Source organism: Moraxella sp. CTOTU46711, from assembly GCF_031975715.1.
In the GTDB taxonomy this organism is placed as follows: Bacteria; Pseudomonadota; Gammaproteobacteria; order Pseudomonadales; family Moraxellaceae; genus Faucicola.
The window spans coordinates 41,176-65,455 of sequence record NZ_DALYMP010000002.1; the positions used below are offsets into that span (position 1 = coordinate 41,176).

Annotated in this window: 21 protein-coding genes and 1 riboswitch; of the genes, 10 read left to right on the forward strand and 11 right to left on the reverse strand. The window is 45.0% G+C overall.

The annotated features are described in order from the left end of the window. The first annotated feature begins 7 nt into the window (after positions 1-7). Positions 8-1,423, forward strand: coding sequence for a threonine synthase (thrC, locus tag RTJ53_RS04050; protein ID WP_312275961.1), 1,416 nt, complete (start codon positions 8-10; stop codon positions 1,421-1,423). Positions 1,424-1,506: 83 nt separating this feature from the next. Here thrC and RTJ53_RS04055 read toward each other — a convergent pair whose 3' ends face one another. The 4 genes from RTJ53_RS04055 to mpl form a co-directional block, all read right to left on the reverse strand. Then, positions 1,507-2,253 carry an enoyl-CoA hydratase-related protein gene (locus tag RTJ53_RS04055; protein ID WP_312275962.1) on the reverse strand — a complete coding sequence of 249 codons (747 nt, stop codon included), beginning with the start codon at positions 2,251-2,253 and terminating at the stop codon, positions 1,507-1,509. Between the two features lie 279 nt (positions 2,254-2,532). Next, the gene (locus tag RTJ53_RS04060; protein WP_036601338.1) at positions 2,533-2,790 is read right to left on the reverse strand and encodes a GlsB/YeaQ/YmgE family stress response membrane protein; all 258 of its coding nucleotides are present in this window, start codon (positions 2,788-2,790) and stop codon (positions 2,533-2,535) included. A 259-nt stretch (positions 2,791-3,049) separates the two neighbouring features. Continuing rightward, on the reverse strand, positions 3,050-3,892 hold the full coding sequence (locus RTJ53_RS04065) for a ParA family protein (protein ID WP_160002746.1): 843 nt from the start codon (positions 3,890-3,892) through the stop codon (positions 3,050-3,052). An 84-nt stretch (positions 3,893-3,976) separates the two neighbouring features. After that, the gene (gene mpl, locus RTJ53_RS04070; protein ID WP_312275963.1) at positions 3,977-5,410 is read right to left on the reverse strand and encodes a UDP-N-acetylmuramate:L-alanyl-gamma-D-glutamyl-meso-diaminopimelate ligase; all 1,434 of its coding nucleotides are present in this window, start codon (positions 5,408-5,410) and stop codon (positions 3,977-3,979) included. Positions 5,411-5,703: 293 nt separating this feature from the next. Between mpl and gdhA the strand changes: the two genes are divergently transcribed. Beyond that, positions 5,704-7,038, forward strand: a complete 1,335-nt coding sequence (gene gdhA / locus RTJ53_RS04075; RefSeq protein ID WP_312275964.1) for an NADP-specific glutamate dehydrogenase — start codon at positions 5,704-5,706, stop codon at positions 7,036-7,038. Positions 7,039-7,129: 91 nt separating this feature from the next. Here the strand turns inward: gdhA and RTJ53_RS04080 are convergent, their stop codons facing one another. Continuing rightward, the gene (locus RTJ53_RS04080; RefSeq protein ID WP_312275965.1) at positions 7,130-8,113 is read right to left on the reverse strand and encodes a YheT family hydrolase; all 984 of its coding nucleotides are present in this window, start codon (positions 8,111-8,113) and stop codon (positions 7,130-7,132) included. Between the two features lie 162 nt (positions 8,114-8,275). Next, positions 8,276-8,872 carry a YigZ family protein gene (locus RTJ53_RS04085; protein ID WP_312275966.1) on the reverse strand — a complete coding sequence of 199 codons (597 nt, stop codon included), beginning with the start codon at positions 8,870-8,872 and terminating at the stop codon, positions 8,276-8,278. Positions 8,873-8,921: 49 nt separating this feature from the next. On the opposite strand from RTJ53_RS04085, the gene RTJ53_RS04090 reads away from it, so the two are divergent. Next, positions 8,922-9,626, forward strand: a complete 705-nt coding sequence (locus tag RTJ53_RS04090; RefSeq protein ID WP_312275967.1) for a pseudouridine synthase — start codon at positions 8,922-8,924, stop codon at positions 9,624-9,626. Here RTJ53_RS04090 and RTJ53_RS04095 read toward each other — a convergent pair. Then, positions 9,623-10,282 carry a DUF2939 domain-containing protein gene (locus RTJ53_RS04095; RefSeq protein ID WP_312275968.1) on the reverse strand — a complete coding sequence of 220 codons (660 nt, stop codon included), beginning with the start codon at positions 10,280-10,282 and terminating at the stop codon, positions 9,623-9,625. The genes RTJ53_RS04090 and RTJ53_RS04095 overlap by 4 nt on opposite strands. A gap of 253 nt (positions 10,283-10,535) precedes the next feature. On the opposite strand from RTJ53_RS04095, the gene dnaJ reads away from it, so the two are divergent. Both dnaJ and dapB read left to right on the forward strand, forming a co-directional pair. Next, entirely contained in the window at positions 10,536-11,702 is a 1,167-nt protein-coding gene (gene dnaJ / locus RTJ53_RS04100; RefSeq protein WP_100274325.1) for a molecular chaperone DnaJ, read from the forward strand. 232 nt (positions 11,703-11,934) lie between these two features. Continuing rightward, complete coding sequence (dapB, locus tag RTJ53_RS04105) at positions 11,935-12,741, forward strand: 4-hydroxy-tetrahydrodipicolinate reductase (RefSeq protein WP_312275969.1); 807 nt, start codon at positions 11,935-11,937, stop codon at positions 12,739-12,741. Between the two features lie 70 nt (positions 12,742-12,811). Here dapB and RTJ53_RS04110 read toward each other — a convergent pair whose 3' ends face one another. Continuing rightward, positions 12,812-13,384, reverse strand: coding sequence for a hypothetical protein (locus RTJ53_RS04110; protein ID WP_312275970.1), 573 nt, complete (start codon positions 13,382-13,384; stop codon positions 12,812-12,814). Between the two features lie 295 nt (positions 13,385-13,679). After that, positions 13,680-15,698: a phosphomethylpyrimidine synthase ThiC gene (thiC, locus tag RTJ53_RS04115; RefSeq protein WP_312275971.1), complete on the reverse strand. Its 2,019-nt coding sequence runs from the start codon at positions 15,696-15,698 to the stop codon at positions 13,680-13,682. Between the two features lie 125 nt (positions 15,699-15,823). Beyond that, a riboswitch (TPP riboswitch) is annotated at positions 15,824-15,926 on the reverse strand. Between the two features lie 230 nt (positions 15,927-16,156). On the opposite strand from thiC, the gene RTJ53_RS04120 reads away from it, so the two are divergent. After that, the gene (locus tag RTJ53_RS04120) at positions 16,157-17,428 is read left to right on the forward strand and encodes a TolC family protein (protein ID WP_312275972.1); all 1,272 of its coding nucleotides are present in this window, start codon (positions 16,157-16,159) and stop codon (positions 17,426-17,428) included. An 80-nt stretch (positions 17,429-17,508) separates the two neighbouring features. Here the strand turns inward: RTJ53_RS04120 and pstS are convergent, their stop codons facing one another. Further along, on the reverse strand, positions 17,509-18,513 hold the full coding sequence (gene pstS, locus RTJ53_RS04125) for a phosphate ABC transporter substrate-binding protein PstS (protein ID WP_224054732.1): 1,005 nt from the start codon (positions 18,511-18,513) through the stop codon (positions 17,509-17,511). Between the two features lie 347 nt (positions 18,514-18,860). Between pstS and phoU the strand changes: the two genes are divergently transcribed. The 3 genes from phoU (at position 18,861) to RTJ53_RS04140 (ending at position 21,052) form a co-directional block, all read left to right on the forward strand. Continuing rightward, positions 18,861-19,631: a phosphate signaling complex protein PhoU gene (gene phoU / locus RTJ53_RS04130; protein WP_312275973.1), complete on the forward strand. Its 771-nt coding sequence runs from the start codon at positions 18,861-18,863 to the stop codon at positions 19,629-19,631. 139 nt (positions 19,632-19,770) lie between these two features. Beyond that, positions 19,771-20,505 carry a phosphoglycolate phosphatase gene (locus RTJ53_RS04135; protein ID WP_312275974.1) on the forward strand — a complete coding sequence of 245 codons (735 nt, stop codon included), beginning with the start codon at positions 19,771-19,773 and terminating at the stop codon, positions 20,503-20,505. Beyond that, positions 20,492-21,052 (forward strand): DUF4385 domain-containing protein, encoded by a 561-nt coding sequence (locus RTJ53_RS04140; protein ID WP_076775610.1) that lies wholly within the window; start codon positions 20,492-20,494, stop codon positions 21,050-21,052. The genes RTJ53_RS04135 and RTJ53_RS04140 overlap by 14 nt, the downstream gene beginning before the upstream one ends. A gap of 39 nt (positions 21,053-21,091) precedes the next feature. On the opposite strand, the gene RTJ53_RS04145 is transcribed toward RTJ53_RS04140, so the two are convergent. Then, a complete protein-coding gene (locus tag RTJ53_RS04145; RefSeq protein WP_312275975.1) occupies positions 21,092-22,585 on the reverse strand; it encodes a YifB family Mg chelatase-like AAA ATPase in 1,494 nt (497 codons plus the stop codon). 207 nt (positions 22,586-22,792) lie between these two features. Here RTJ53_RS04145 and hemN point away from each other — a divergent pair, with 207 nt between their 5' ends. Continuing rightward, positions 22,793-24,271 carry an oxygen-independent coproporphyrinogen III oxidase gene (hemN, locus tag RTJ53_RS04150; protein ID WP_312275976.1) on the forward strand — a complete coding sequence of 493 codons (1,479 nt, stop codon included), beginning with the start codon at positions 22,793-22,795 and terminating at the stop codon, positions 24,269-24,271. Positions 24,272-24,280: the final 9 nt, after the last annotated feature.

Consider the following 24,280-nt stretch of genomic DNA (forward strand, 5'->3'; position numbering starts at 1 on the left):
TGGAAAGATGAACTATATCAGCACCCGTGGCAAAACGGCCCCTATGCAATTTAGTGATGTGTTACTGATGGGACTTGCCCCAGACGGCGGCTTAATGCTACCTGAAGAATACCCACAGATTGATGAAGCAACCCTCACCCAATGGCGCACTTTAAGCTATCCTGAGCTTGCCTTTGAAATCATGCAATTATTCGCCACCGATATCCCAAAAGACGATTTAAAAACACTGATTGATAAAACTTACACCGTACAAGCATTTGGCAATCCCGATATCACCCCTGTTCGTACACTCAAAGATGGCATCAAAATCATCGAGTTATCAAACGGCCCCACATTGGCATTTAAAGACATCGCCATGCAGTTTTTGGGCAATGCTTTTGAATATGTGTTAAAGAAAAAAAATGAGCGTCTGACCATCATCGGTGCGACATCAGGCGATACAGGCTCAGCGGCTGAATATGCGTTGCGCGGCAAAGACAATATTGAAGTGTTCATGATGTCACCCCATGGCAAAATGAGTGAATTCCAGCGCGCACAAATGTATAGCCTGGATGATAAAAATATCCATAACATCGCCATCAAAGGTATGTTCGATGACTGCCAAGACATCGTAAAAGCCTTGCAGCAAGATGCCGAGTTTAAAGCCAAATACAGCCTTGGGACTGTCAACTCCATTAACTGGGGTCGTATCCTAGCGCAAATCGTCTACTATTTTAAAGGTTACTTTGCTAGTACTACTGACAACAGCCAAAAGGTGAGTTTCTGCGTGCCATCGGGTAACTTTGGTAATATCTGCGCGGGACATATTGCCCGTGAAATGGGATTACCCATCGAGCGGTTAATCGTTGCCACCAATGAAAACGACGTTCTGCATGACTTTTTTACTACTGGCAAATATAGCCCGCGTACCGCTGACAAGACTTATGTGACATCAAGCCCATCGATGGATATTTCAAAAGCGTCAAATTTTGAGCGTTTTGTGTATCTGCTCGCTGAGAAAAATGGCGAAACAATTAATACGCTTTGGCAGGATGTCAACGCAGGTAAAGGCTTTGATATGTCGGATTTGATGGCAAATATCAATGGCAAATATGGCTTTGCATCGGGAAAATCAACGCATGCCGACCGTATCGCCACGATCAAACAAGTGTATGCCGAAGACAATCAGCTAATTGACCCGCATACCGCTGATGGGATAAAAGTGGCACGTGAAGTACGCAAAGAGGGTGAAGTCATTGTGTGCGCTGAAACCGCCTTGCCAGCCAAATTTGCCGAGACCATCACCGAAGCTGTGGGTCAACTTGACATTCCCCGCCCCAAGCATACCGATAATATCGAAAGCTTGGCGCAGTATGTGACTGTGCTTGATAATGATGCAAATTTGGTGCGTACGCAAATTGAACAGTTTGTGGTAGCCAAATGATGGCTATCTAATAAATTGGGTCAAATAAAAGCCTTTTAATTTGCCAATTAAAAGGCTTTTTTGCATTATTATTCTCTTTTGCCTTACTGTTTATGGACAAATTTGCGCAGTATCGCTTTGACTTCATCCGTCTGTAGACGGCTACTAAAGTGAATATTTTCTTGTTGGATACGCGCTAGGATTTCTGTGGCATTACGCATTAAGTCTTTGGTTTGTCGTACCGATGGCACCGATTTTTTGGCAAGTATTTCTGCTTTTTGCCGCGCCGTGCTTAATACCTCATCGCTAGTAGCAAAAGCTTGGTTGGCTAAGCCCAATTCAACTGCCTGTATGGCTGTGATTTTTTCACCCATCACAAACACCTCAAAGGCACGCTGATAACCAATTTTTTGCGTCAGCAAAAGGGTCGAACCTGCTTCTGGTACCAATGATAAATCCACAAATGGGGCTAATAATTTAGCGTTTTCTACGATATACACCAAATCACAATGAAGTAGTAGCGTCAAGCCAATGCCAACGCCTGAGCCTGTCACCGCTGCCACGATGGGTTTGGGATAATCACCCAAAAACTGCACGAAATCTAAGGCATTAAGCTCAGCATTATCATTTTCTGCTTTGGTTAAAAAATCGACAAGATCATTGCCTGCGGTAAAAAAATCCCCCGTTGACGTAAATAAAATCGCTCGAATATTATCGTCACTTTTTGCCTGTTCCATCGCAGTTTGTACTGCTTGGTACATGGCATTGGTTAGGGCATTTTTTTTATCAGCTCGATTAAATTGGATTTCTAAAACGCCATTTTGCGTGTGAAAATTGACAAGTTGTTCCATGAAAATGTTTACCTTAGTATCTCATGAGTGTCTAGTTGGGGTCTAGTAGGTATCTGGTGCTAAAAACCAAGTCAACAATATAGCATTATTCTAAGCTTAGATTCTAAACTTAGTAAGACAATGACCGCAAAAAAAATCAAACTAAAAAAATTTAAAGCCAAAATGCCAAGCGTTAGATATTATGCGTTCAGAAAATTTTAGCCAATAAAAAAGGCATTTAATTTAAATGCCTTTTTTAATTGATATTTTAAATTGATTGCATAGTTAACTCATACAGCATTAACCAATACGGCGTTTACCCGTCGCTAATTCATAGACGAATAGCACAATAATGGCACCAATGACTGAAAAGATCAAACCGGTAAAGCCACCATTGGCATTCATGCCTAGCATACCTGCTAAGAAACCGCCCACTAATGCACCAATAATACCCAGTACAATAGTAAGAATCCAACCCATTGCGTCCGCACCTGGCTTGATAGCACGTGCGATAACACCAACGATAAGACCCATGATAATCATATAAATAAAGCTCATTTTAACACTCCTAATTTTTTAACTTGTCTAATTTTTAACTTATTTTTTTACCTAATCGATTGGCAAGCGTTACAGGGCTAAATTGTTATATTTATAGTTTTAACTAATAACTGCCTCTCTGATGACTATCATTTTATAGACAAGCTACCATCAGTTAAAATGTTGGTTTGTTAATTATGTAAGTTCTCTTTGAAGTATTAAGAGGATTTTTTATTTAATGTAATGCTATGTCAGTAGACACGATTAAATGTAAGTTCCGTTATCTAGATTCGATTTCTTGATAAAGCGCAGCATATTGTTGGGTGAGTTTATGTTTGGGGTCCAAATAAATCAGCGGCAAACTTTGATGATGGGATTGTTTCATGATAATGGAAGGGCTAAGTTTGGTGTCATATACAGGATAGCCTTCATTGACCAACGTTTGTACTACTTCTTTGGGTAAATTGGCGCGTGGGTCAAACTGATTGACGATAATGCCTTCAATTAACAAGTCACTATTATGGTCTTGGCGCGTCTCTAAGATATTTTGCACCAAGGTTTGCAGCGCGCGTTTGGAGAAAATATCACAATCAAACGGGACGATGACACGATCAGCCGCGATCAATGCCGATAAAGTAAAAAAGTTAAACGCCGGTGGTGTATCAATGTACACCCGATCAAATTGCTGCGTTAAAAGGTTTAAGCCGTCTTTTAATTTATAAATTTTATGTTTGCTTTCAAGGGGCTGCAAAATATCGGCAAGCATGGGGCTGGCTGGAATCAGTGATAAATTATCAAATCGGGTGGTGTGAATACAGTGCTCCAACCCTTGATTACGACTACCCGTCATACCACCAAATGGAAATGCAAACATCATTGGCATAGGGCTAGACGTCGCTTGCAGGGTTTGCGAAAAGAAATTTTCAATATTGGGTTCTGTGATATGCGCGGGATGAATGTCTGTGGCCGCATCGCCGATGATATATTGGGTAGCGTTGCACTGTGGGTCAAGGTCGATGAGTAAAGTACGCAAACCTTGATGGGCGCTCATCGCGGCAAGATTGACAGCAATGCTGGATTTACCAACACCGCCTTTTTGATTAAAAATGACTCGGGTAAGCATTGTGTAACCTAATATTTTTACAAGTAATCATGAGTATGCTAAAAAATCACGATTTTTGCTAGCAAATTTACAAGGTTAGAACAGTTAGGGTTGCTGCAGTGCCTTCACCAGTCGACCATGAATACCTTCAAAGTCGCCATTTGACATCACAATCACCGCATCGTCATCGCCAATGTGTGCTGCAATATGCTCAATAATCGCATCGGTCGATGTCATCACTTGTTGGTTGGCAGTGTTGCCAATCGCATCGGCGACTGACCAATCTAGATTGGCAGGTTGATACCAAATGACTTGGTCGGCGATACTCGCTGATGGCGCAAGCAAACCTTGGTGGGTGCCGAGTTTCATGGTGTTTGAACGTGGTTCAATCACCGCCCAGATTTTACGCTTTGGGTTATCCGCAAAACGTTTTTTGGCGCCATCGAGCGTGGTTTCAATGGCGGTTGGGTGGTGGGCAAAGTCGTCATAAACTTCTATCTGTTTGCCGTTGTTATCGATTGTGCCGACCAGCTCCATACGGCGTTTGATACCCGCAAAATTGGATAAGGCTTCACAGGCTTGTGCAACTGATACGCCAACATTGTAGGCTGCTGCAATTGCCACTAAACCATTATTGACGCTATGTAGCCCGCTCATCTGCCAATTGACTTCTCCTTTGTGCCCCTCAAACATGACTTCATATTGGCTTCCGTCTTGTTTCACTAGCTTGGCTTGCCAATCGGCGTGGGAATTAGTGGCAGCAATCGCTGTTCGCCAAATGGGGGTCCAACAGCCTTTTTTAAGGGTTTCTTCCAAGCTTTCAGTATTTGCTGGCATGATGATTTTGCCATTTGACGGTATCATGCGTACCATGTGATGAAACTGGGTTTGGATGGCGGCAAGGTTGGGGAAGATATCAGCGTGGTCGTATTCAAGGTTGTTTAAAATTGCGGTGGTTGGGCGATAGTGAACAAACTTAGAGCGTTTATCAAAAAAAGCACTGTCATATTCATCCGCTTCGATGACAAAGTAACCTTCATGATCTGCAGTTTTATCACTACCTAAATAACTACTGTGGGCAAACGCTTGTTGTAGGCGTTCATCTTGGGTATCGACAAGTGGCACGCCACCAATCAAAAAGCCGGCATCAATACCTGCATAGTGTAAAATCCACGCCAGCATCGTGGTAGTGGTAGTTTTGCCATGCGTGCCTGCGACGGCTAATACATGACGGTATTGCAATACCTGCTCTGCCAAAAACTGCGGACCTGAGGTATAAGGAATACGCTCATTAAGCATATATTCAACTGCTTCGATGCCGCGCTTCATGGCATTGCCGACAATCACCAAATCAGGTGCAGGTTGTAAATGACTGGCGGCGTACCCTTGCATAATCTCAACACCCGCATTTTCAAGCTGGGTGGACATTGGTGGATAGACATTGGCGTCTGAGCCTGTCACGGTATGTCCAAGGTCACGCGCAAGCAGCGCCAACGAACCCATGAAGGTACCACAAATACCAAGAATATGAATGTGCATAAGTTTGCCTTAGGTCAAATACGCATTAGCGGCTAACCAAAGCCGCTAAACCTTGCTAAAAATTAACAATTTTAAAGGACAAATCAAGCTTTGTCAGCTATTAAATCCCGTTGCAGGTTAACTTGCTCACAAACACCCATGTCTAGTTTTCGACAACCCATCGTGCCAAAACCGTGCCAAAGAGGTACAGAAAAATAGTTTTACAAATTACTATGACAGTGCTAAGTTACTATAAATTCACCAAAATAGTGTTTTTGCACTATTTTTATGAAGTTAAAGAATTGAGGAGTGGTATGAAAAGCAGTGAGTTATTAAGTATTTTAAAGCAGTGTCATAGCAATGAGCCAGAGTTTATCCAAGCGGTCGAAGAATTCTGGGAAGATATCGCAGCGGTTTATGACCAATCCACTGTTTATCAACACCTTAATCTATTTGACCGCTTAACCAACCCCGACCGCGTTATTCAATTTCGTATCAACTGGGAAGATGACCAAGGCAATGTTCAAGTCAACCGCGGTTGGCGTGTGCAATTTAACAATGCATTAGGCCCTTACAAAGGCGGTATTCGTTTTCATCCCAGTGTGAATCTTTCGGTACTAAAATTTTTAGGGTTTGAACAAATCTTTAAAAACGCATTGACCGGTCTGCCCATGGGTGGGGGTAAAGGCGGTTCAGACTTTGACCCAAAAGGTAAATCAGACGCCGAAATCCGTCGATTTTGCTATGCCTTTATGCGCGAATTAGCGCCTTATATTGGTGCAGATATAGACGTACCTGCAGGTGATATCGGTGTCGGTGGCCGTGAAATTAATTATATGTTCGCCATGTATAAGACGCTTAATCGTGAGTTTACCGGGGTATTAACCGGTAAGACAGTGGGACAAGGTGGTAGCTTGATTCGTACCGAGGCAACGGGGTTTGGTCTTGTGTATTTTTTACAAAATATGCTAGAAGCCCATCATGACGGCTTGATGGCTAAGACTGTCCTAGTCTCAGGTGCGGGCAATGTATCGCTACATGCGGCACAAAAATGTATTGAGCTTGGCGCACAGGTACTGACATTATCAGACTCAAAAGGCACTTTATATCTCAAGCATGGCTTTACCTTAGAGCAAATTGAAGCGCTCAAAACTTATAAAGCGCAAGACAAACGTTTAAAAGACTTCGTCGGCACCAGTGATGACGCCGAATGGATCGACGGTAGCCGCCCATGGCATATCAAAGCCGATATTGCCCTACCTTGCGCCACCCAAAACGAAATCAACGGGCAAGATGCGCAAAATCTTGTCAATTATGGCGTTAAATATGTGGCAGAAGGTGCCAACATGCCCAGTGATGCCGATGCCATCGCCATCTTCCAAACTAATGGCGTCATCTATGCGCCGGGAAAAGCCTCGAATGCCGGTGGGGTCGCGGTATCAGGTCTTGAGATGTCACAAAACTCGGTACGTCAATACGCAACCTTTGCGGTGCTTGATGAGCAATTAAAAACCATCATGAAAAATATCCATGACGATTGTTTTAACCATGGTAAACAAGCGGATGGGAGCATTGATTATAAAAAAGGCGCAAACCTAGCAGGTTTTAACAAGATTGCTAAAGCCATGGTGAATTACGGCATTTTATAATGTTAGAAGTAATCTTAAAAAACCACTCATTAACTTTAATAAATAAAAAGCTCCGTCATTGTGATGGAGCTTTTTATTGAAGCAATAGTAATCAGTCAGCACAAGCCTGAAAAAATTTAAAGGTGGTGTTAGGCAGCCAATTCACATTGAGTTTTTTGTTTTGTAATTGCACAAAGCCCACATGTCCCCCATGCTGGCTATACAGTAAGCGCACACAAGGTGACACATCTGATTGGGTGGCAAGAATGCCCAAAAATGGGTCGTCTTTGGCAGTGATAATCAGCGTGGGTTTAGTGATGTTTTTGAGTACAGGTAGGGCGGAGGCTTGGATATAATAATTCGCTCCTGTGCCAAAACCATGGCGCGGCGCGGTATATAACTCATCAAACTCATCAATCATCTTAATATTTTTTAAGGCGTTAACTAATGCTGGCTCATCCACCTTTTTTAAAGCTTTTTGCAATAAAGGATTGAGCAAATAAGGCGTATATACCCGTTTGGCGACAAAACGATGCATGGCTTTTGCCGAAGTCGTCAAATCGACGGGCGCAGAAATTACCACCGCTGCTTCACAGGCAGCTGCATCGCCTTGCTCGCCCATATAACGAGCCAGCATATTGGCGCCGAGCGACACGCCGCTGGCTACAATTCGGCTATAACCGTACTGAGTTTTTAGCAGGTCAAACATATGTACCGCTTCGGCAGTATCACCCGCGTTATAGTCCAGTTCTGAGGTATTATCCACCCCGCCGCAGCCGCGAAAATGCACGATAACCGCATCATACCCCAATCGGTGCGCTTGGTGGGCAAAGGCAATGGCGTAATGGCTATTACTGCTGCCTTCAAGCCCATGAAACATCACCGCCAATGGCTTATCAAGGTTTGGCTGATTGTCGGTATTAGCAAACACAAAGTCATAAGCGACTTGGGTGGTGCCGGTACGGTCAGGGTGAAGGTGACGCTGATAGTTAGGTTTTGGCAGTTTGATAAACTTGGGTAAAATGGTTTGAACGTGGGGGTTGGCTAAGAAAAACGGGGTGCGAAATGGCGTTAGGGGTAGTTGGTGAATATTCATAATATGCCTAGTAATTGTTATGATTTTTGACTATTTTACGGCTTTTTGACAGTTTTTTCATGGCAACTTGTGAAGTAAGTTTGGGGTGTTTTGTAGGTTTTTTTGAGGACAATTTTGCTAGGCTAGCACTTTTACGCTGCTGCTGTGGTTATTTGCTTTTGGTTATTCGCTAGCTTTCACAGTACCGTAAAAGCCGATTTTTTCGCTGAGGGCTTGAACCGACTTTTGCGCAGCCTCTACGGTCAAAACGACATTTTTACCATAATCAACCTTCAAAATCGTGGCACTAAAGCCGTCTAATGTATGCCTAACAAAGGATTCATTGGCAAAATCGGTTTCAATCAGTACCACGCTTAACGGCACAAACGTGTGCAAATTCATGTTATCAACCACGGCTTGCGCGCTGCTGCTATAGGCACGTGTCAGCCCACCTGCACCAAGTTTGATACCGCCAAAGTAACGCACCACAATCACAACGCAGTTACCAATTCCCTTGTGTTGTAACACGTTTAAAATCGGCTTGCCTGCTGTACCACTGGGCTCACCATCGTCATCAAACCCTGCCGAGGTGGTATTGTGTGGGTCGCCAATAATATAGCCATAGCACACGTGGCGCGCATCGGGATACTGGTTGCGTAATTGTTCCACGTGAAACATTAATTGCTCGCGGCTATCAATGGAATAGCCAAAACCCAAAAATTGGCTTTTTTTAATCTCAAGTGTGGCAGTACATGGGTCGCTAAGCGTGTAATAGGTCATGGTTAATCTATGTTACAATAAACAAAACAAACACTAGGATAACAAAAAAATGCGTTTAGACAAATTTTTAAGCAAAGCCACCCAGCTATCGCGTAAAGACTGCAAAAAAATTTTGCACGCAGGCGAAGTCACTGTCAATGGCGAGGTGGTCAAAGATTCAAGCCTACATATCGATGAAGTGGATGACGATATCGAATGGGCGGGTGAGCCGTTATCGGTCGCGATGGGCAATCGCTACTTACTGTTATATAAGCCAGAAGGCTTTGAATGCACCCTAAAGCCAAAAGAGTGGCCGATTGTCACAGACTTGATTGATGTACCTCAGCTAGGTAGCTTGCGGATTGCGGGGCGACTCGATGTCGACACCACAGGTGCGCTACTACTCAGTGATGATGGTGGCTTTTTGCACCGTGTCACCAGCCCAAAACATCATGTGGCAAAGGTGTATGAGTTGACCCTTGCCGACCCAATGACTGAAGCACAACAGGCATTTGCTATCAAAGAATTAGCAAAAGGCATCATGCTTGAGGACGAGTATGATAAAACCAAACCTGCTGAGTTAAGTTTTTCTGATGCTACTCATGCCAAGCTGGTACTCACGGAAGGCAAATACCACCAAGTCAAACGCATGATGGGCTACTTTGGCAATAAAGTCATTGAGCTACACCGTGCCAGCATCGGTAACATTACCTTAGCAGGATTAGAAAAAGGCGAAAGCCGATTTTTGACTGCCGAAGAAATTGACCAGTTTTAAGCATTTAGCGGCAGTGTCACACCCACGATTTTCCAATGGATAAGCCCTTGGCGCTGCAAGCTCAACGTTAAGGGATAGCCACGCAGCTGTCCGGTGACTTCAAAACAGTTAAAACCACAATAGTGTGTGGTCGGTTGGGTCTGTGACGTTGCTGTGGTGGCATTGGGATTAGGCGATTGTAATTGTTGTTTAATTTTTTGATTAAGTTCAGCTGAATTGCGCGCCAAAATCAAGTCTTTGATATCAATCTTATCCATCGCTACGGCCACCAAGCCCCCCAGCAGTTTGACATTTGTTTTGAGCAGCTCGGTGGTCGCTTGTCCTGTCAACGCATACTGTACGCCCTCTGGCGTGACGGTATTATCCACGGCTTGATTGACCATTTTATTCACTAGGTCATCAGGGTTTAATTCGATATTGAGCATCTGCAAAATAGGGGATTTTGCCACATGATTGGCTTTTTCTATTAATACAGGGCTTAGCTGTGATTTGATACTTTGCTGCAGTTGCGTAAATTCAATCGCTGCACTGATAGTGTCTGCTTGTTGTGCATCATAGGCTTTTTTCAGTTGGTACACTGCCCAATAAGGGGAGGCAAATACCCATGCGATGATAATCAGTGCAAGGATGATTAGCAAAGATAATACTTTTTTCATAAATCACTATCAGAGTTAAAGTTTGCTAATTAGTTTAAAACAATGGGCTGGGCTGTTGCGTATTTTTCTTGCAAAAAAAGGAAAATATTTTTGCGCTGATTGCCGATTATTTGCTTGATTATTTAACAAAAATCGCCACTATATTGCATATTTTTAAATTTTAGTCTTTCAAAGGTTTGGCAGCTGTTAAACGTTGCTACTGGTCGAATCCACTCTTCCGTACTGTCAAAACTATGCTGCCAAAGGAGTTACTATGTCAAAACGCGATTTTTATGAAGTATTAGGGGTAGATAAAACCGCTAATGAACAAGAAATCAAAAAAGCCTACCGCAAACTTGCGATGAAATACCATCCAGACCGTAACCCTGATGACCCTGCCGCCGAAGAAAAATTCAAAGAAGCCTCGATGGCATACGAAGTGCTAAGTGATGATAGCAAACGTTCAGCGTATGACCGTATGGGGCATGCTGCGTTTGAGAATGGCATGGGCGGTGGCGGCTTTGGCGGTGGAAACTTCCAAGACATTTTTGGCGATATTTTTGGCGGCATGGGCGGCGGTCGTGGTGGCAGCGCGGGCGGCTTCCAAGACATTTTTGGCGACATCTTTGGGGGTCGCACAGGGGGTGGACGTAGCAGACGCGGCTCAGATTTACGCTATATGCTTGATTTGACGCTTGAAGAAGCGGTACAAGGGACAAAAAAAGAAATTACCTTTACTGCACCTGCTCCTTGTGAAACTTGTGATGGTAAGGGCGCCAAAGACAGCAGCGATATCGTGACCTGCGCAACTTGTGGTGGTGCGGGTGTGGTACGTATGCAGCAAGGATTTTTTGCTGTGCAACAAACCTGCCCCAATTGTGGCGGCTCAGGTAAACAAATCAAAAATCCTTGCAATGACTGTCATGGCTCGGGTGTTAAAGAAAAATCACGTACCCTTGAAGTCACCATTCCTGCCGGTATCGACAATGGCGATCGGGTACGTTTAACGGGCGAAGGTGAAGCGATTACAGGCGGTGAAAGCGGTGACTTGTATGTTGAAATCCGTGTGGCACAGCACCCTATTTTTACCCGTGAAGGCGCTGACTTATACATGGATGTGCCAATCAGCTTTGCAGATGCAGCCTTAGGTCGTGAGGTGGAAGTGCCAACGCTTGAAGGACGTATCAATTTACGCATTCCTGAAGGCACCCAAAGCCACAAAGTATTCCGTATCAAAGGCAAAGGCGTTACCCCCGTGCGCACGACGATGAAAGGTGACTTGTTATGCCGTGTGGTGGTTGAGACACCAACCAACCTTAACAACGAACAAAAAGAGCTACTTCGTCAGCTACAATCATCTATGGGTGATCATCAACAATCGCCCCAGAAAAAATCTTTCTTTGATAAACTCAAAGAAGATGTCAAAGATTTGTTTGACTAAGTTTTATTGGTTTATATTGTTTTATAGAAGTTTCACGTGAAACATCGAACCCTTGTAATGATTGCAAGGGTTTTTTTTGGCATAAGCCAGTATTGAGTTAAGCTAGGATTCAGCGAGACAAGCTGTTATGATTTAAACTTAGAAATTTATGCAAAAAAATCAGGCTAGAAAATCAGATTAGAAAGTTACACTAGGTAATCAGGCTAGATAAAGCTAGATAAAGGATAAGCAAATGGTAAAAATCGGGATCATAGGCGCAGGTGGGCGCATGGGACGTATGCTGATTCAAGCGGTGGCACAAAATCCACAAACTACCCTTGCAGGGGCAATAGAGCGTCAAGGCTCAAGCTTGTTGGGCGTGGATGCGGGCGAGCTAGTTAATCTTGATAAAACTAATGTCGCTTTGGTTGATGACTTGGCAGGGGTCATTCATGATATTGATGTGCTCATAGATTTTAGCTTGCCTGAGTCGACTGCCAAAAACTTACAACTTTGTGCTGCCAAAGGTGTCAATATGGTCATTGGAACAACAGGCCTAAATGATGAACAAAACGCCATCTTAAAACAGGCAAGTGAAAAAATCGCCATCGTATATGCAGGCAACTACTCAACTGGGGTAAATTTAACCCTTAAGCTACTTGAAATGGCTGCCAAAGCATTTGGTGACAGCGCCGATGTCGAAGTTATTGAAGCCCACCATAAACACAAAATTGATGCGCCATCGGGTACTGCTTATATGATGGCTGAAGCGGTTGCCAAAGGACGCGGTCAAAACCTAAAAGACGTGGCGATTTATGGTCGCGAAGGTCAAACTGGCGCACGCAAAGCAGGCGAGATTGGTATCCATGCCATTCGCGGGGGTGAGATTGTCGGCGACCATACGGTGATGTTTATCGCCGATGGCGAAATAGTTGAAATCACCCATAAAGCCCGTGAGCGCATGACTTTTGCCGCAGGGGCGGTGCGTGCTGCGGTGTGGGTCAATGAGCAGCAAACAGGACAGTTTGATATGCAAGATGTGCTTGGGCTGAAAAATTAGTGTTAACTTCTTGTGCAACAAAAAAGCCGAAACACCATCAAAGTGTTTCGGTTTTTTTATTAACCAACGCTTATTTGGTTTTGGGTTGTAGCACTTGTTTCTTAAAACCCGCTTTTTTCATTAGGGTTTCTAAGCCATTACGCACTGCTAGCGTTAAATTTTTTGATTTGGTGAGTTGTTCTGCAAATTTTTTCTTAGAGTCAGGGGTCGGTTTTGGATTGGCGATGACGATTTGAGCGGCAGCGATATCGCTACTTAGCGTTTCGATATATTGGTCACGCAAGTTTGATACGCTTGGCTCGGTCAATTTAATTGCCGCAAATTTTTGTTTTTGATAGCTTTTATAGGCAATCACCTCATTTAAAAACTGGGTCTGAATCGCAGCTTTTTGGGCATCGGTTTTGGCTTCAGCAACTTTAGGTTGGTATTTTTTTTCGATTTCAGCTTGTTTGACTTGGGTCTCAGCTTCCATCGCTTGACCAGCTTTGATTAAGGTCAATAGATTTTGCTGTAGCACGGTGGGTGCTGTTTGGTTGGCAGTCTGGGCAGCAGCACGAGTAGGCGTGGGATTGGTAGGCGCTGCATGCGCAGCCCCTGTGCCAAGCACGGCAAGGGTCAAAGCTGTTAGAATTTTAGGGTGCATAAAAACCTCTTGATTTCTTTGTATTACGCTTGTTTTTTTAATTCAATTAAATAGGACTTTAAATTTGCGAGTTAAACGACTTTGCAAATTATTAGCGCTGCTATGTTCGTGCGTTTGTTCTTAACTTTAATTAATTGGTCAATAAAAGGGCACTACCATAACAGGTAACTGATTGAAAAATCAATAAAAAATATGATAAAAATTGGTGTAAAAAAGCCGCTAGCCGGCAACAAGCATTTGACAAGTTGACTACGCTAGCGGCTATATATCATAGCGGCTTTAGATTAGCTGGGGCTTAAACTTCTTTATACAGCTGTTTACCTTCTTCAATAAATTTTTGCTTCATCTGCTCCATGCCTAGGCGGACTTCATCGGCAGACGCTTCACCCACTTGCCCGACCAACTCAGTATCCACCTGCTTGATAGCGTGGCTTGCATCCGATAACTCACCTGTATCAGGGGTAATGTCTTGCCCAAGCTGTGGTTTATTAAACTCAAGCCCTGCTGCATAATCCCGCACGTTTTGGGTGATTTTCATTGAGCAGAATTTTGGACCGCACATCGAGCAAAAATGCGCCGATTTATGCGCTTCTTTTGGCAAGGTTTCATCATGGAATTCACGAGCCGTGTCTGGGTCTAAGCTGAGATTAAACTGGTCATCCCAGCGAAACTCAAAACGCGCTTTTGACAAGGCATTATCCCGCGCTTGGGCACCTGGGTGTCCTTTTGCCAAGTCTGCCGCGTGCGCCGCGATTTTGTAAGTGATGATACCGTCTTTGACGTCCTTTTTATTGGGTAAGCCCAAATGCTCTTTTGGCGTCACATAACACAGCATGGCAGTGCCGTACCAACCAATCATCGCCGCACCAATGGCGGATGTGATATGGTCGTAGCCTGGCGCGATATCCGTCGTCAAAGGTCCAAGCGTGTAAAAAGGCGCTTCTTTACAGACCTCAAGCTGTAAGTCCATGTTTTCTTTGATACGGTTCATGGCAACGTGCCCTGGACCTTCAATCATGACCTGTACGTCATGTTGCCATGCCACTTGGGTCAGCTCGCCCAAGGTTTTGAGCTCACCAAACTGCGCATCATCGTTGGCGTCTTGTAGGCAACCGGGGCGCAAACCATCACCCAGACTAAACGACACATCGTAGGCTTTCATAATCTCGCAAATTTCTTCAAAGTGGGTATAAAGAAAATTCTCTTTATGATGGGCAAGACACCACTGTGCCATAATAGAGCCGCCACGGCTGACGATGCCTGTCAAACGATTGGCGGTCACCGGTACGTAGCGCAGCAGTACGCCCGCGTGAATGGTAAAATAATCGACGCCTTGCTCGGCTTGTTCAATCAACGTGTCTTTAAAGATGTCCCATGTCAAATCTTCGGCAACGCCATCCACTTTTTCTAGGGCTTGATAAATCGGTACGGTACCGATGGGGACGGGGGAGTTACGGATAATCCATTCACGGGTTTCATGGATATGCTTGCCCGTTGATAAATCCATGATGGTGTCCGCGCCCCAACGGGTAGCCCAGGTCATTTTGGCAACTTCTTCATCAATGCTAGAGCCCAGCGCTGAATTACCGATATTGGCATTGATTTTAACCAAAAAATTGCGCCCAATAATCATCGGTTCTGATTCGGGGTGATTGATGTTATTGGGAATAATCGCCCGTCCTGCAGCGACTTCGGCACGCACAAATTCTGGGGTGATGAGTTTGGGGGTATTGGCACCAAAGTTGTTACCAGCGTGCTGACGCAAATCTGTCAGTTCATGCTGCTTTTGGGTTTCACGGATGGCGATGTATTCCATCTCTGGGGTGATGATGCCTTGTTTGGCGTAGTGCATTTGGGTGACGTTTTTGCCATTGATCGCCCGTCTCGGCTTGTCGATATGCCCAAAGCGCAGGTTAGCAGTGGCGATGTCATTGGCACGTTCATTGCCGTATTGGCTTGAGAGTTTGGCAAGCTGCTCGCTGTCGCCGCGCGCTTCTATCCAAGCTTGACGCAGTTTTGGTAAGCCTTTGGTTAAGTCAATCTCGACATTGGGGTCGGTATACACCCCTGAGGTGTCATACACATAAAACGGTGGGTTTTTTTCGCCTTCTGCCTTACCAAAACCGCCCACCGGGGTATCGGTCAAAGTGATTTCCCGCATCGGTACTTGGATGTCGGGGCGTGAGCCTTGGATATAGACTTTGCGAGATGCCGGTAAAGCGCGCGTCAAATCACGCGCTTCTTCTTCAAAGCGGTCATCGGTAGGGTCACGGTGGGCAGGGGTCTTGTGAGTAACGTTGGTAAGTTGGTTCATAGCGAGTCCATGTTATGTTATGAAGTTATGGTTTGCTGGACTCGGGCGAAGATAGGTGAGTGTGACTGTTTCTCGTAAAAGACTGATTCTAGAAAAAACTGGTTCTAGAAAAATATCGGTCTAACTAACCTAATAGACGACTTCCCTACGACGGTATTAACCGTGTCAGGTTCGACGGGTATGTCTCAGCCGTTGGTATGTCATCCAACTGCACCCCGAGTCAATACCTCCATATTAACAAAAACTCACAGGTTTACCTAATAGATTTTTAGCCATTTTGTACCGATGATTTACTGCACTAAATTACTGATTTTTTTGACAACTATCGGTATGATAGAGGCTCCTTGGTTGTTGAAAATGTTGTAATTATTGATATGGAATGCATCTGTTTGTGGAATCGTAAAGCGACTAGCGCCCGATGGCGGTTAGGGGCGATAGCAGTGTCATTGATAGGGTCGATGTCCCTCAGCCCAGCCGTGATGGCAAAGGATTTGTGGGAATTGTATAGTGCAGCCCAGCGCACCAATGGTAATTGGGCAGGGCAGCAATATGACTATTTGGCAACGCAAAAAAATGTGCAGCTAGCGTTTGGCGATATGCTGCCGCAAGTGGGACTACAAGGCAGTGTCAAACATAATCAGTTTTATCCCAAAGACGATAACATCCCGGACACGGGTAATACCGCAAGCCAAGTTGGTATCGGACTGCGCCAAGCCTTGTTTCGTGCTGATAAATGGGCAAACTATGAAAAAGCCGTGCTCGCCAGTCAAGCCAATGACATCCAGCTATTACAGCAGCACCAACAACTAATCGAGCAAATCAGCAAAGCCTATCTCAATGTATTGCGCGCTGAAGCGATGACAGATAGCCTTAATGCCGAGTTCACCGCACTCAAAGCACAAAATGACATGATGCAAGCGAGACTCGCGCAAGGGGTAGTGGCGCGCGTAGATACCGAAGAAAGCCGTGCAAGGCTTGAAAGCGTCAGCGCCTCTATTGCCAACAATGACGTGGCAATCGTAAATGCCAAACAGCAGTTATCACTGCTCACCGGTCAACCAATCAATCAGCTAGATGCTATCAAATTACCGCCTGATTTGAATCTGGTGGCAAGTCAAAGTATCGAAAACTGGATGCAGCAGTCACAAAATAATAATCTCGATATTCAGCTAGCACAAACCCAAGTGGCGATTGCCAACAAACAAGTCGATTATCTCAAAGCCAATATCTATCCCCGTGTCGATTTGGTAGGTAATGTGGGGTGGCAAGATTATACCCATAATAATGTTAGCGCTATTGATGGCACCAATTATAGCTTTGGGGTGGAAGTGGATTTCCCGTTTTATACCGGTGGGCGGACACGCGCAGGCGTTGAGCAAGGCACTTTGCAAGCGCAAGCGGCAAAAAGTCGCCTCGCTTATGTGTACCAAGCCGCCATGACTCAGACTAGCCAAGCGTATCTAAATTTGGTCGCACAGCGTGCCACGATTAAAGCCCAGCAAGTTGCAGTGGAGGCCAATCGCCGCGTCGCCCAAGCGTCAAAAACAGGCTATGATTTGGGGGTGCGCTCGATGGTGGATACACTACTGGCAGAGCGCCAATATCACGCTGCCAAACGCGATTTGATTAATGCGTATTTTGATTATTTAAATGCCTATATTGACCTACAAAAAGCTGCGGGCAATCTGACCGATGAGACGGTCAAAGTGCTAGATAATCAGCTGATATGATGCTTTTTTTGGCAAAATTTTAAGCTAAAAAACCCCGCCAATTGGCAGGGTTAATTTGCGTAGTAAGCTGACGCAAATAACTATTTAACTTTCGTCCATTCTTTACGAACCGCAGCTTTAGTACCGGCAGGTAGAGGAACGTAGTCGAGTGCAGTTGCTTGTGCATTGCCGTTAGTAAATGCCCAGTCAAAGAATTTAAGCGCTTCTTTGGCTTTTGCACCGCCCGTACGGGGTACAAGGATGAACGTCGCTGCAGAGATTGGCCATGCGTTTGCTGCTGGCATGTTAGTGATAGTCACTGCAAAACCAGGATATTGTGCCCAGTTAATGTTTGATGCTGCTGCAAACGTTGAATCATCTGGTAGTACAAATTTACCGGCGCGGTTTTGAAGTTGGGTATAAGCTAAACGGTTTTGTTTTGCGTAAGCGTATTCAACATAACCGATGGAGTTTGCAACACGTTGTACGTTGCTTGATACGCCTTCGTTACCTTTACCACCCACGCTTGCTGAAGCATTGGGCCATTTAACGGTTTTGTCCGCGCCTACTTTTGATTTCCAATCGCTTGATACTTGGCTTAGGTAGTTAGTAAATACGAAAGTGGTACCTGAACCGTCTGAGCGGTTAACGGTGGTAATCTTAGCGGCAGGTAGGGCAACGCCTGGGTTTAATGCTTGGATACGTGCATCGTTCCAAGTAGTGATTTTGCCCATATAGATGTCAGCAAGGACGGCGCCCGATAGTTTTAATTGACCGGGTTTGACGCCAGCGATGTTGACTACAGGTACGATACCGCCAATGACTGCGGGGAATTGGATTAAGCCGCTGGCATTTAGCTCTGCTGGGCTCATGGGCGCATCAGTGGCACCAAAATCAACCGTTTTTGCTTGGATTTGTTTGATACCCCCTGAAGAGCCGATACCTTGATAGTTTACTTGGTTGCCTGTTGCTTTTTGATAATCGCTTGCCCATTTTGAGTAAACAGGCTGTGGGAAGGTTGCACCCGCACCTGTGATGTTGACAGCATTGGCTTGTACGCCTACAGCAGCGAATGCCACACTGACGATTAAATGTGATAGTTTCATAATAATTCCTTGATGGACAAATAAGATGATTGTCAGGGAAGATGGGAAATTAGCTTAGGGTGTCGCCAACCAATATGTCGCGTTTTAAATCATCCAAAGCTGAAAAATTGTTGCCATATTAATGTAACAAAATGTCAAATCTGTTACGGTTATGTTAAAGTTTGATGACATTGAAATCTTTGTTAGGTCTTTTGTTCGGTTTATATGATGCAATATCAGCAGATAGGCTCGGTATTTTTCATCATTTTGTCGTAATTTTTAGTTATAGTTAGCTTTTCTTTAACGGCTTTTTTAATAAAAATTTTGCACAGTCCATGAGTCACAATCCATGAGTTAGGAAGGGAAATATGAATTTAATTGGTGAGCATTTATCAAAAAGTTATGACCAAGATTTACAAAACTTGGTCAATTTGTTTTTAAAAATGGGTGGCATGGCAGAAGCTAATCTCACCAAAGCAATTGAATCTTTGGTAAAAAGTGATGTGGCGCTTGCCGAAGATGTCATTGATGGTGACAAAGAAATCAACTTTACTGAGCAGCAGCTTGATGATTTGGTGGTCAAAGTATTGGCACGTCGTCAACCTGCTGCTACCGACTTACGCCTAATCATGGCAGTGAGCAAATGTGGCGCTGACATTGAGCGTATTGGTGATGAAGCCAAAAAAATCGCCAAGATGGCGCGCCGTGCCACCCGTGAAGGTCAATCACCGATTGGGTATCATGAAGCGCATCAAATGGGTAATTTTGTGCAGATGATGCTAAAAAATGCGCTAGAAGCTTTTGCTAAGTTTGATGCAACAGGCGCTTACCAAGTAATAGAGCAGGATAATGAAATTGATGCGATGTATAAATCCGCGTCACGTGCGATGATGACCTACATCATGGAAGATGGTCGCTATGTAGCAAAAGTCATTGATATTTTATGGGTGCTGCGTTCGATAGAGCGTATTGGTGCGCATGCGCGTAATATCGCTGAGCAATTGATTTTTTGTATTACTGGTGAAGATGTGCGTTATCAAAAACTGGGCGTCAAAAAGGACAGCGCGCTGAATCCCTCGGCTAGCCATGAAATCGCCGATGCCTCACTAGATTATCAACCGAGCAATGGCGAAAACTAACATTTTTTAGTCAAACCTGCTATTAGCCGGAATTGGTTGTCAGGGTTAGGTTATTTTAATGGACGGTTGCATGGTATTTTTAGGTGATTCTGCTACACTGTAGCCTATCAACTTTGGTGAAAAAACGATAGGAAACACCATGTCTAGGGAATCACTTAACACCCCAATCGCCACACCCCGTGGGGAAAATATCACTCAAAAATCATTACTTATTTTTGACTTGGACGGTACGTTGATTGATAGCGTGCCAGATTTGGCGGATGCCGTCAATGCGATGCTAACCACGCTTGGCAAAGCCAACTTTAACGAAGATGTCATCCGCAACTGGGTCGGCAATGGTGGCAAAGTACTGGTGCAACGTGCCTTATCAGGCTCACAAACCATTGACCCCAATCTCACTGAAAACGATACCAATCAGGCGCTTGCCCTCTTTTTTGACTACTACCATCAAAACACCTGTGTCAGAACCCAGCCCTACGCAGGGGTGAGCGAAGGGTTGCGTGAGCTTAAAGAGCAAGGCTATACCCTCGCAATTGCCACCAATAAACCCATTGATTTTGTTCCGGCGATTGTCGAAAAATTGGGTTGGCAAGCTCTTTTTGCTTATATTTTGGGTGGCGATAGCTTGCCTGCCAAAAAACCTGACCCGATGCCACTATTTCACGTCTGTGACAAACTGGGCTTTAGCATCGCTCAAAGCTATATGATTGGTGATTCCAAAAATGATATTTTGGCAGGGCAAAATGCGGGCATGGATACGCTTGGGTTATCGTATGGCTATAACTATGGGCAGGATATTCGTGACTATCATCCGACCCAAACCTTTGATGACTTTGCCACGCTGACTGAGTTTTTGAGTCATGCACGAATTTAACTATCATCTCAACTTTGACACGCTGAATTTTCGCGAGCATCCAGCGTTGTATCGGGTGGGGCGCGGTGAGCAAGGGGTATTATTGGTAGAGCCGTATAAATCCGAGATTTTGCCGCATTGGCGATTTGCTACGCCGGAACTTGCGCGTGAGAGCAGTGATACTATCTATGCGATGTTTTTGGACTACCTTGCTCAAGGGGATTTTGTCGGTGCTGATATGGCGCGTAAATTTATCCAAATGGGTTATACGCGCTCGCGTCGTTATGCCAATCACAAAGGGGGCAAAAAATATGACGGCGCTGTCCCTGACGCTAAAAAAGGACAAAGTGGCGCGCATGGGCGTGAGCAATTGCCACAGCAATCACAGCAGCTTGAATCCGCACAAATCAAAGCGCAATCTGCACAAATTTTTAAGCAAAAATGGGATGAGTGCCGCGCCAATGCGGATTATAAAGCGCTAAAAAAACAGTTTGAAGCCAAATACGTCAACGACACCCAATACGATAACCTGCCGCCCACATTTTTTCGCGAGCATCCGTTTTTATAGCCTTGCTATATCTTGCGCTATGATGAGTTGGCACGAAAACTAGGCATTCGTTAATTGACTACGATAACTTAATGCCTCTGTCAGATGCGGTGTCTGAATATTGTCACTGCCTGCCAAGTCCGCAATCGTGCGGGCGACGCGAAGGACGCGATGATAGCCACGCGCGGACAGATTCAGCCGACTTTGTGCCATTGCCAAAATACGACTTTCTGCATCGCCAAGCGGCGCAAATTGGTCAAGTTCACTGGGGGAGAGTTCATTATTGGCTTTGCCCTGTCTGGCTTGCTGACGCTGATAGGCTTGTATCACCCGCTCACGTACTGCCGCAGAAGACTCACCCCTTTGTGCTGACTGCAAATCACTGGCAGGTAGGGCAGGCACGGTAATATGCAAATCAATACGGTCAAGCAAAGGTCCTGATAGCTTTTCTTGATAGCGTTTGATTTGCTCGGGTCGGCACTGGCAGCGACCTGATTTATCCCCATAGTAGCCACAGGGGCAGGGATTCATCGCTGCTACTAGCTGAAAATTGGCGGGAAAGCGCACTTGAGAGTTGGCACGGCTGATGACAATTTCTTTGTTCTCGATGGGCTGTCTGAGTACCTCAAGCACCTTGCGATCAAACTCTGGAATCTCATCCAAAAATAACACCCCCCGATTGGCGAGCGTGATTTCACCAGGTTTGGGCGATGAGCCGCCGCCCACTAGCGCCACTGCTGAAGTAGTATGATGGACTTGGCGAAAAGGGCGTGTGCCGTAGTCATAATCACTGTTGGCAATCGAATAGATACTGGCAACTTCGAGTGCTTCATGGTCGTTGAGCGGTGGCAAAATGGTAGGTAGGCGAGATGCCATCAAGGTTTTGCCTGTCCCAGGTGAGCCACAAAATAGTAGCGAATGTCCGCCTGCTGCCGCAATCTCTAGCGCACGTCTAGCTTGGTGTTGTCCTTTGACATCGGCTAAATCTAGCTGATAATTGGCTGATTGGTAAGATGTCTTATGCTCGGCTTGGCTGAGTTGCTGCTCGTTCATCAAGTGTTGGCACACGGCTTTCAAGGTATCGGCTTGCAACACCTTCACGCCATCGACTTTGACCGCTTCATCGGCATTGTCTTTGGGAACAATCAAGGTGCGCTGGTCTGCCTTGAGTGCACGTGATACTGCCAACGCCCCAGCAATGCCTCGTAAATCGCCATTGAGCGCCAATTCGCCAATAAACTCGTACTGCGCAAGCACGGTTTCATCAATTTGACCACTCGCTGCCAAGATACCTATAGCAATGGGTAAATCAAGCCGTGCGCCATCTTTGGGTAAATCCGCGGGCGCAAGGTTGATAGTTAATCTGCGATTGGGAAATTGAAAACCCGAGTTGATAATGGCAGAGCGCACCCTATCTTTACTCTCGCGTACCGCTGCTTCGGGTAAGCCGACCATGGTGACTGCGGGCAATCCTTGAGATAAATGTACTTCAACCATCACGCTTGGCGCGTTTAAACCTACCACCGAGCGCGTATATACTTGAGCAAACGACATTTTTAAAATCCTTTTCCAACCACTTGGCGGCTACCTTGACACAAGACAGGCAGTTTTTTATGGCAGTAACTAGACAATTTTTGATAAAAAACGGCTAAATCATAGCATAATTCATCTGCTTTCTCATAATCGGCGATCTATGATGACTATGTTATAATCACAACCAATATTCCGAGAATTTTACGCTATACGCTATACGAGACTATTATGACAGACCAAACTCGCCCTTTATCTGACAGCGAACTGCCCACCTTTGATCGTCCTGTCGAAATCATCGAAAATCCGTATGCCAATCCCAATCGTAGCTACACGACCCAAACCCATTTGTTTAATGAAGCTATCATCAATAAATACAACCGCTCAGGTCCTCGTTATACCTCGTACCCAACCGCGCTAGAATTTTCCCCGATTGCTGACGGCATGGAAGCCCGCGTTTTGGCAGAAAAAGACCCACGGGTGCCAGTGTCTTTGTATTTTCACATCCCGTTTTGTCGCCACCTGTGCTATTACTGCGGCTGCAATAAAATTATCACCAAGAAAAACAGTGATTCAGGCGACTATTTAGCGTATCTTTTTGCCGAAATTCGGCATAAACGCAGCTTGATGCAAGGGGACCCTATCGTCGAACAAGTGCATTTTGGCGGCGGTACACCGACCTTTTTGACCGATGATGAGCTGGTCGAATTGTGGAACTTTTTGCAAACCCAATTTACTTTTAGCAATAAACCTACTGCTGATTATTCGATTGAAATTGACCCGCGAGAATTGCGCCCGACCACGCTTGAGATATTGCGTGGACTTGGGTTTAATCGGGTGAGTTTTGGTGTGCAGGATTTGCAAGAAAAAGTACAAATTGCCGTCAATCGCGTGCAGTCAGAAGAAATGATTCAAGGGGTGATGACGGAAGCTCGCCGCCTTGGGTTTCATTCTATCAATATTGATTTGATTTATGGGTTACCGCACCAAACGGTGGATAGCATGCGCAATACGGTTGAGCGCATAATCGCTATCTCGCCAGACCGTCTGTCTGTTTTTAACTATGCCCATTTGCCAGAGCGATTTAAAGGTCAGCGTCAGATTAATGAAGCGGATTTGCCAAACCCTGCCGACAAACTGACCATGCTCGGTAATACCATCCATGCGCTGACTGACGCAGGCTATCAATATATCGGCATTGACCACTTTGCCAAGCCTGATGATGAGCTGGCGATTGCGCAACGTGAAGGCAAATTGCACCGCAATTTTCAAGGGTATACCACGCATGGCAATTGTGATTTGCTGGGGTTTGGGGTGTCGTCGATTAGCCAAATCGGTCTTCATATTTTGCAAAATCCAACGGATTTAAGCGATTATCAAAATCTCATCAATGCGGGAAAATTGCCTGCGGTGAAGGTGATTTCTACGCGCTTGCCTGATTTGCTGCGCCGTTATGTGATTATGAATCTGCTATGCCATGATTATATTGATTTTAAAGATGTGAATGCGCGCTTTAGTATTGACCCGATGACCTATTTTATTGATGAAATCCGCCAACTGGGCGAGATGCAAGCGGATAAACTCGTTGATATGGATGCCAAAGGGATTCGGGTGTTGCCAAAAGGGCGACTGCTCGGGCGCAATGTGGCGATGGTGTTTGATACTTATTTGGCGAGTAAAGAAGGCAATCGCTTTAGTAAGGTGATTTGATTTTATAAG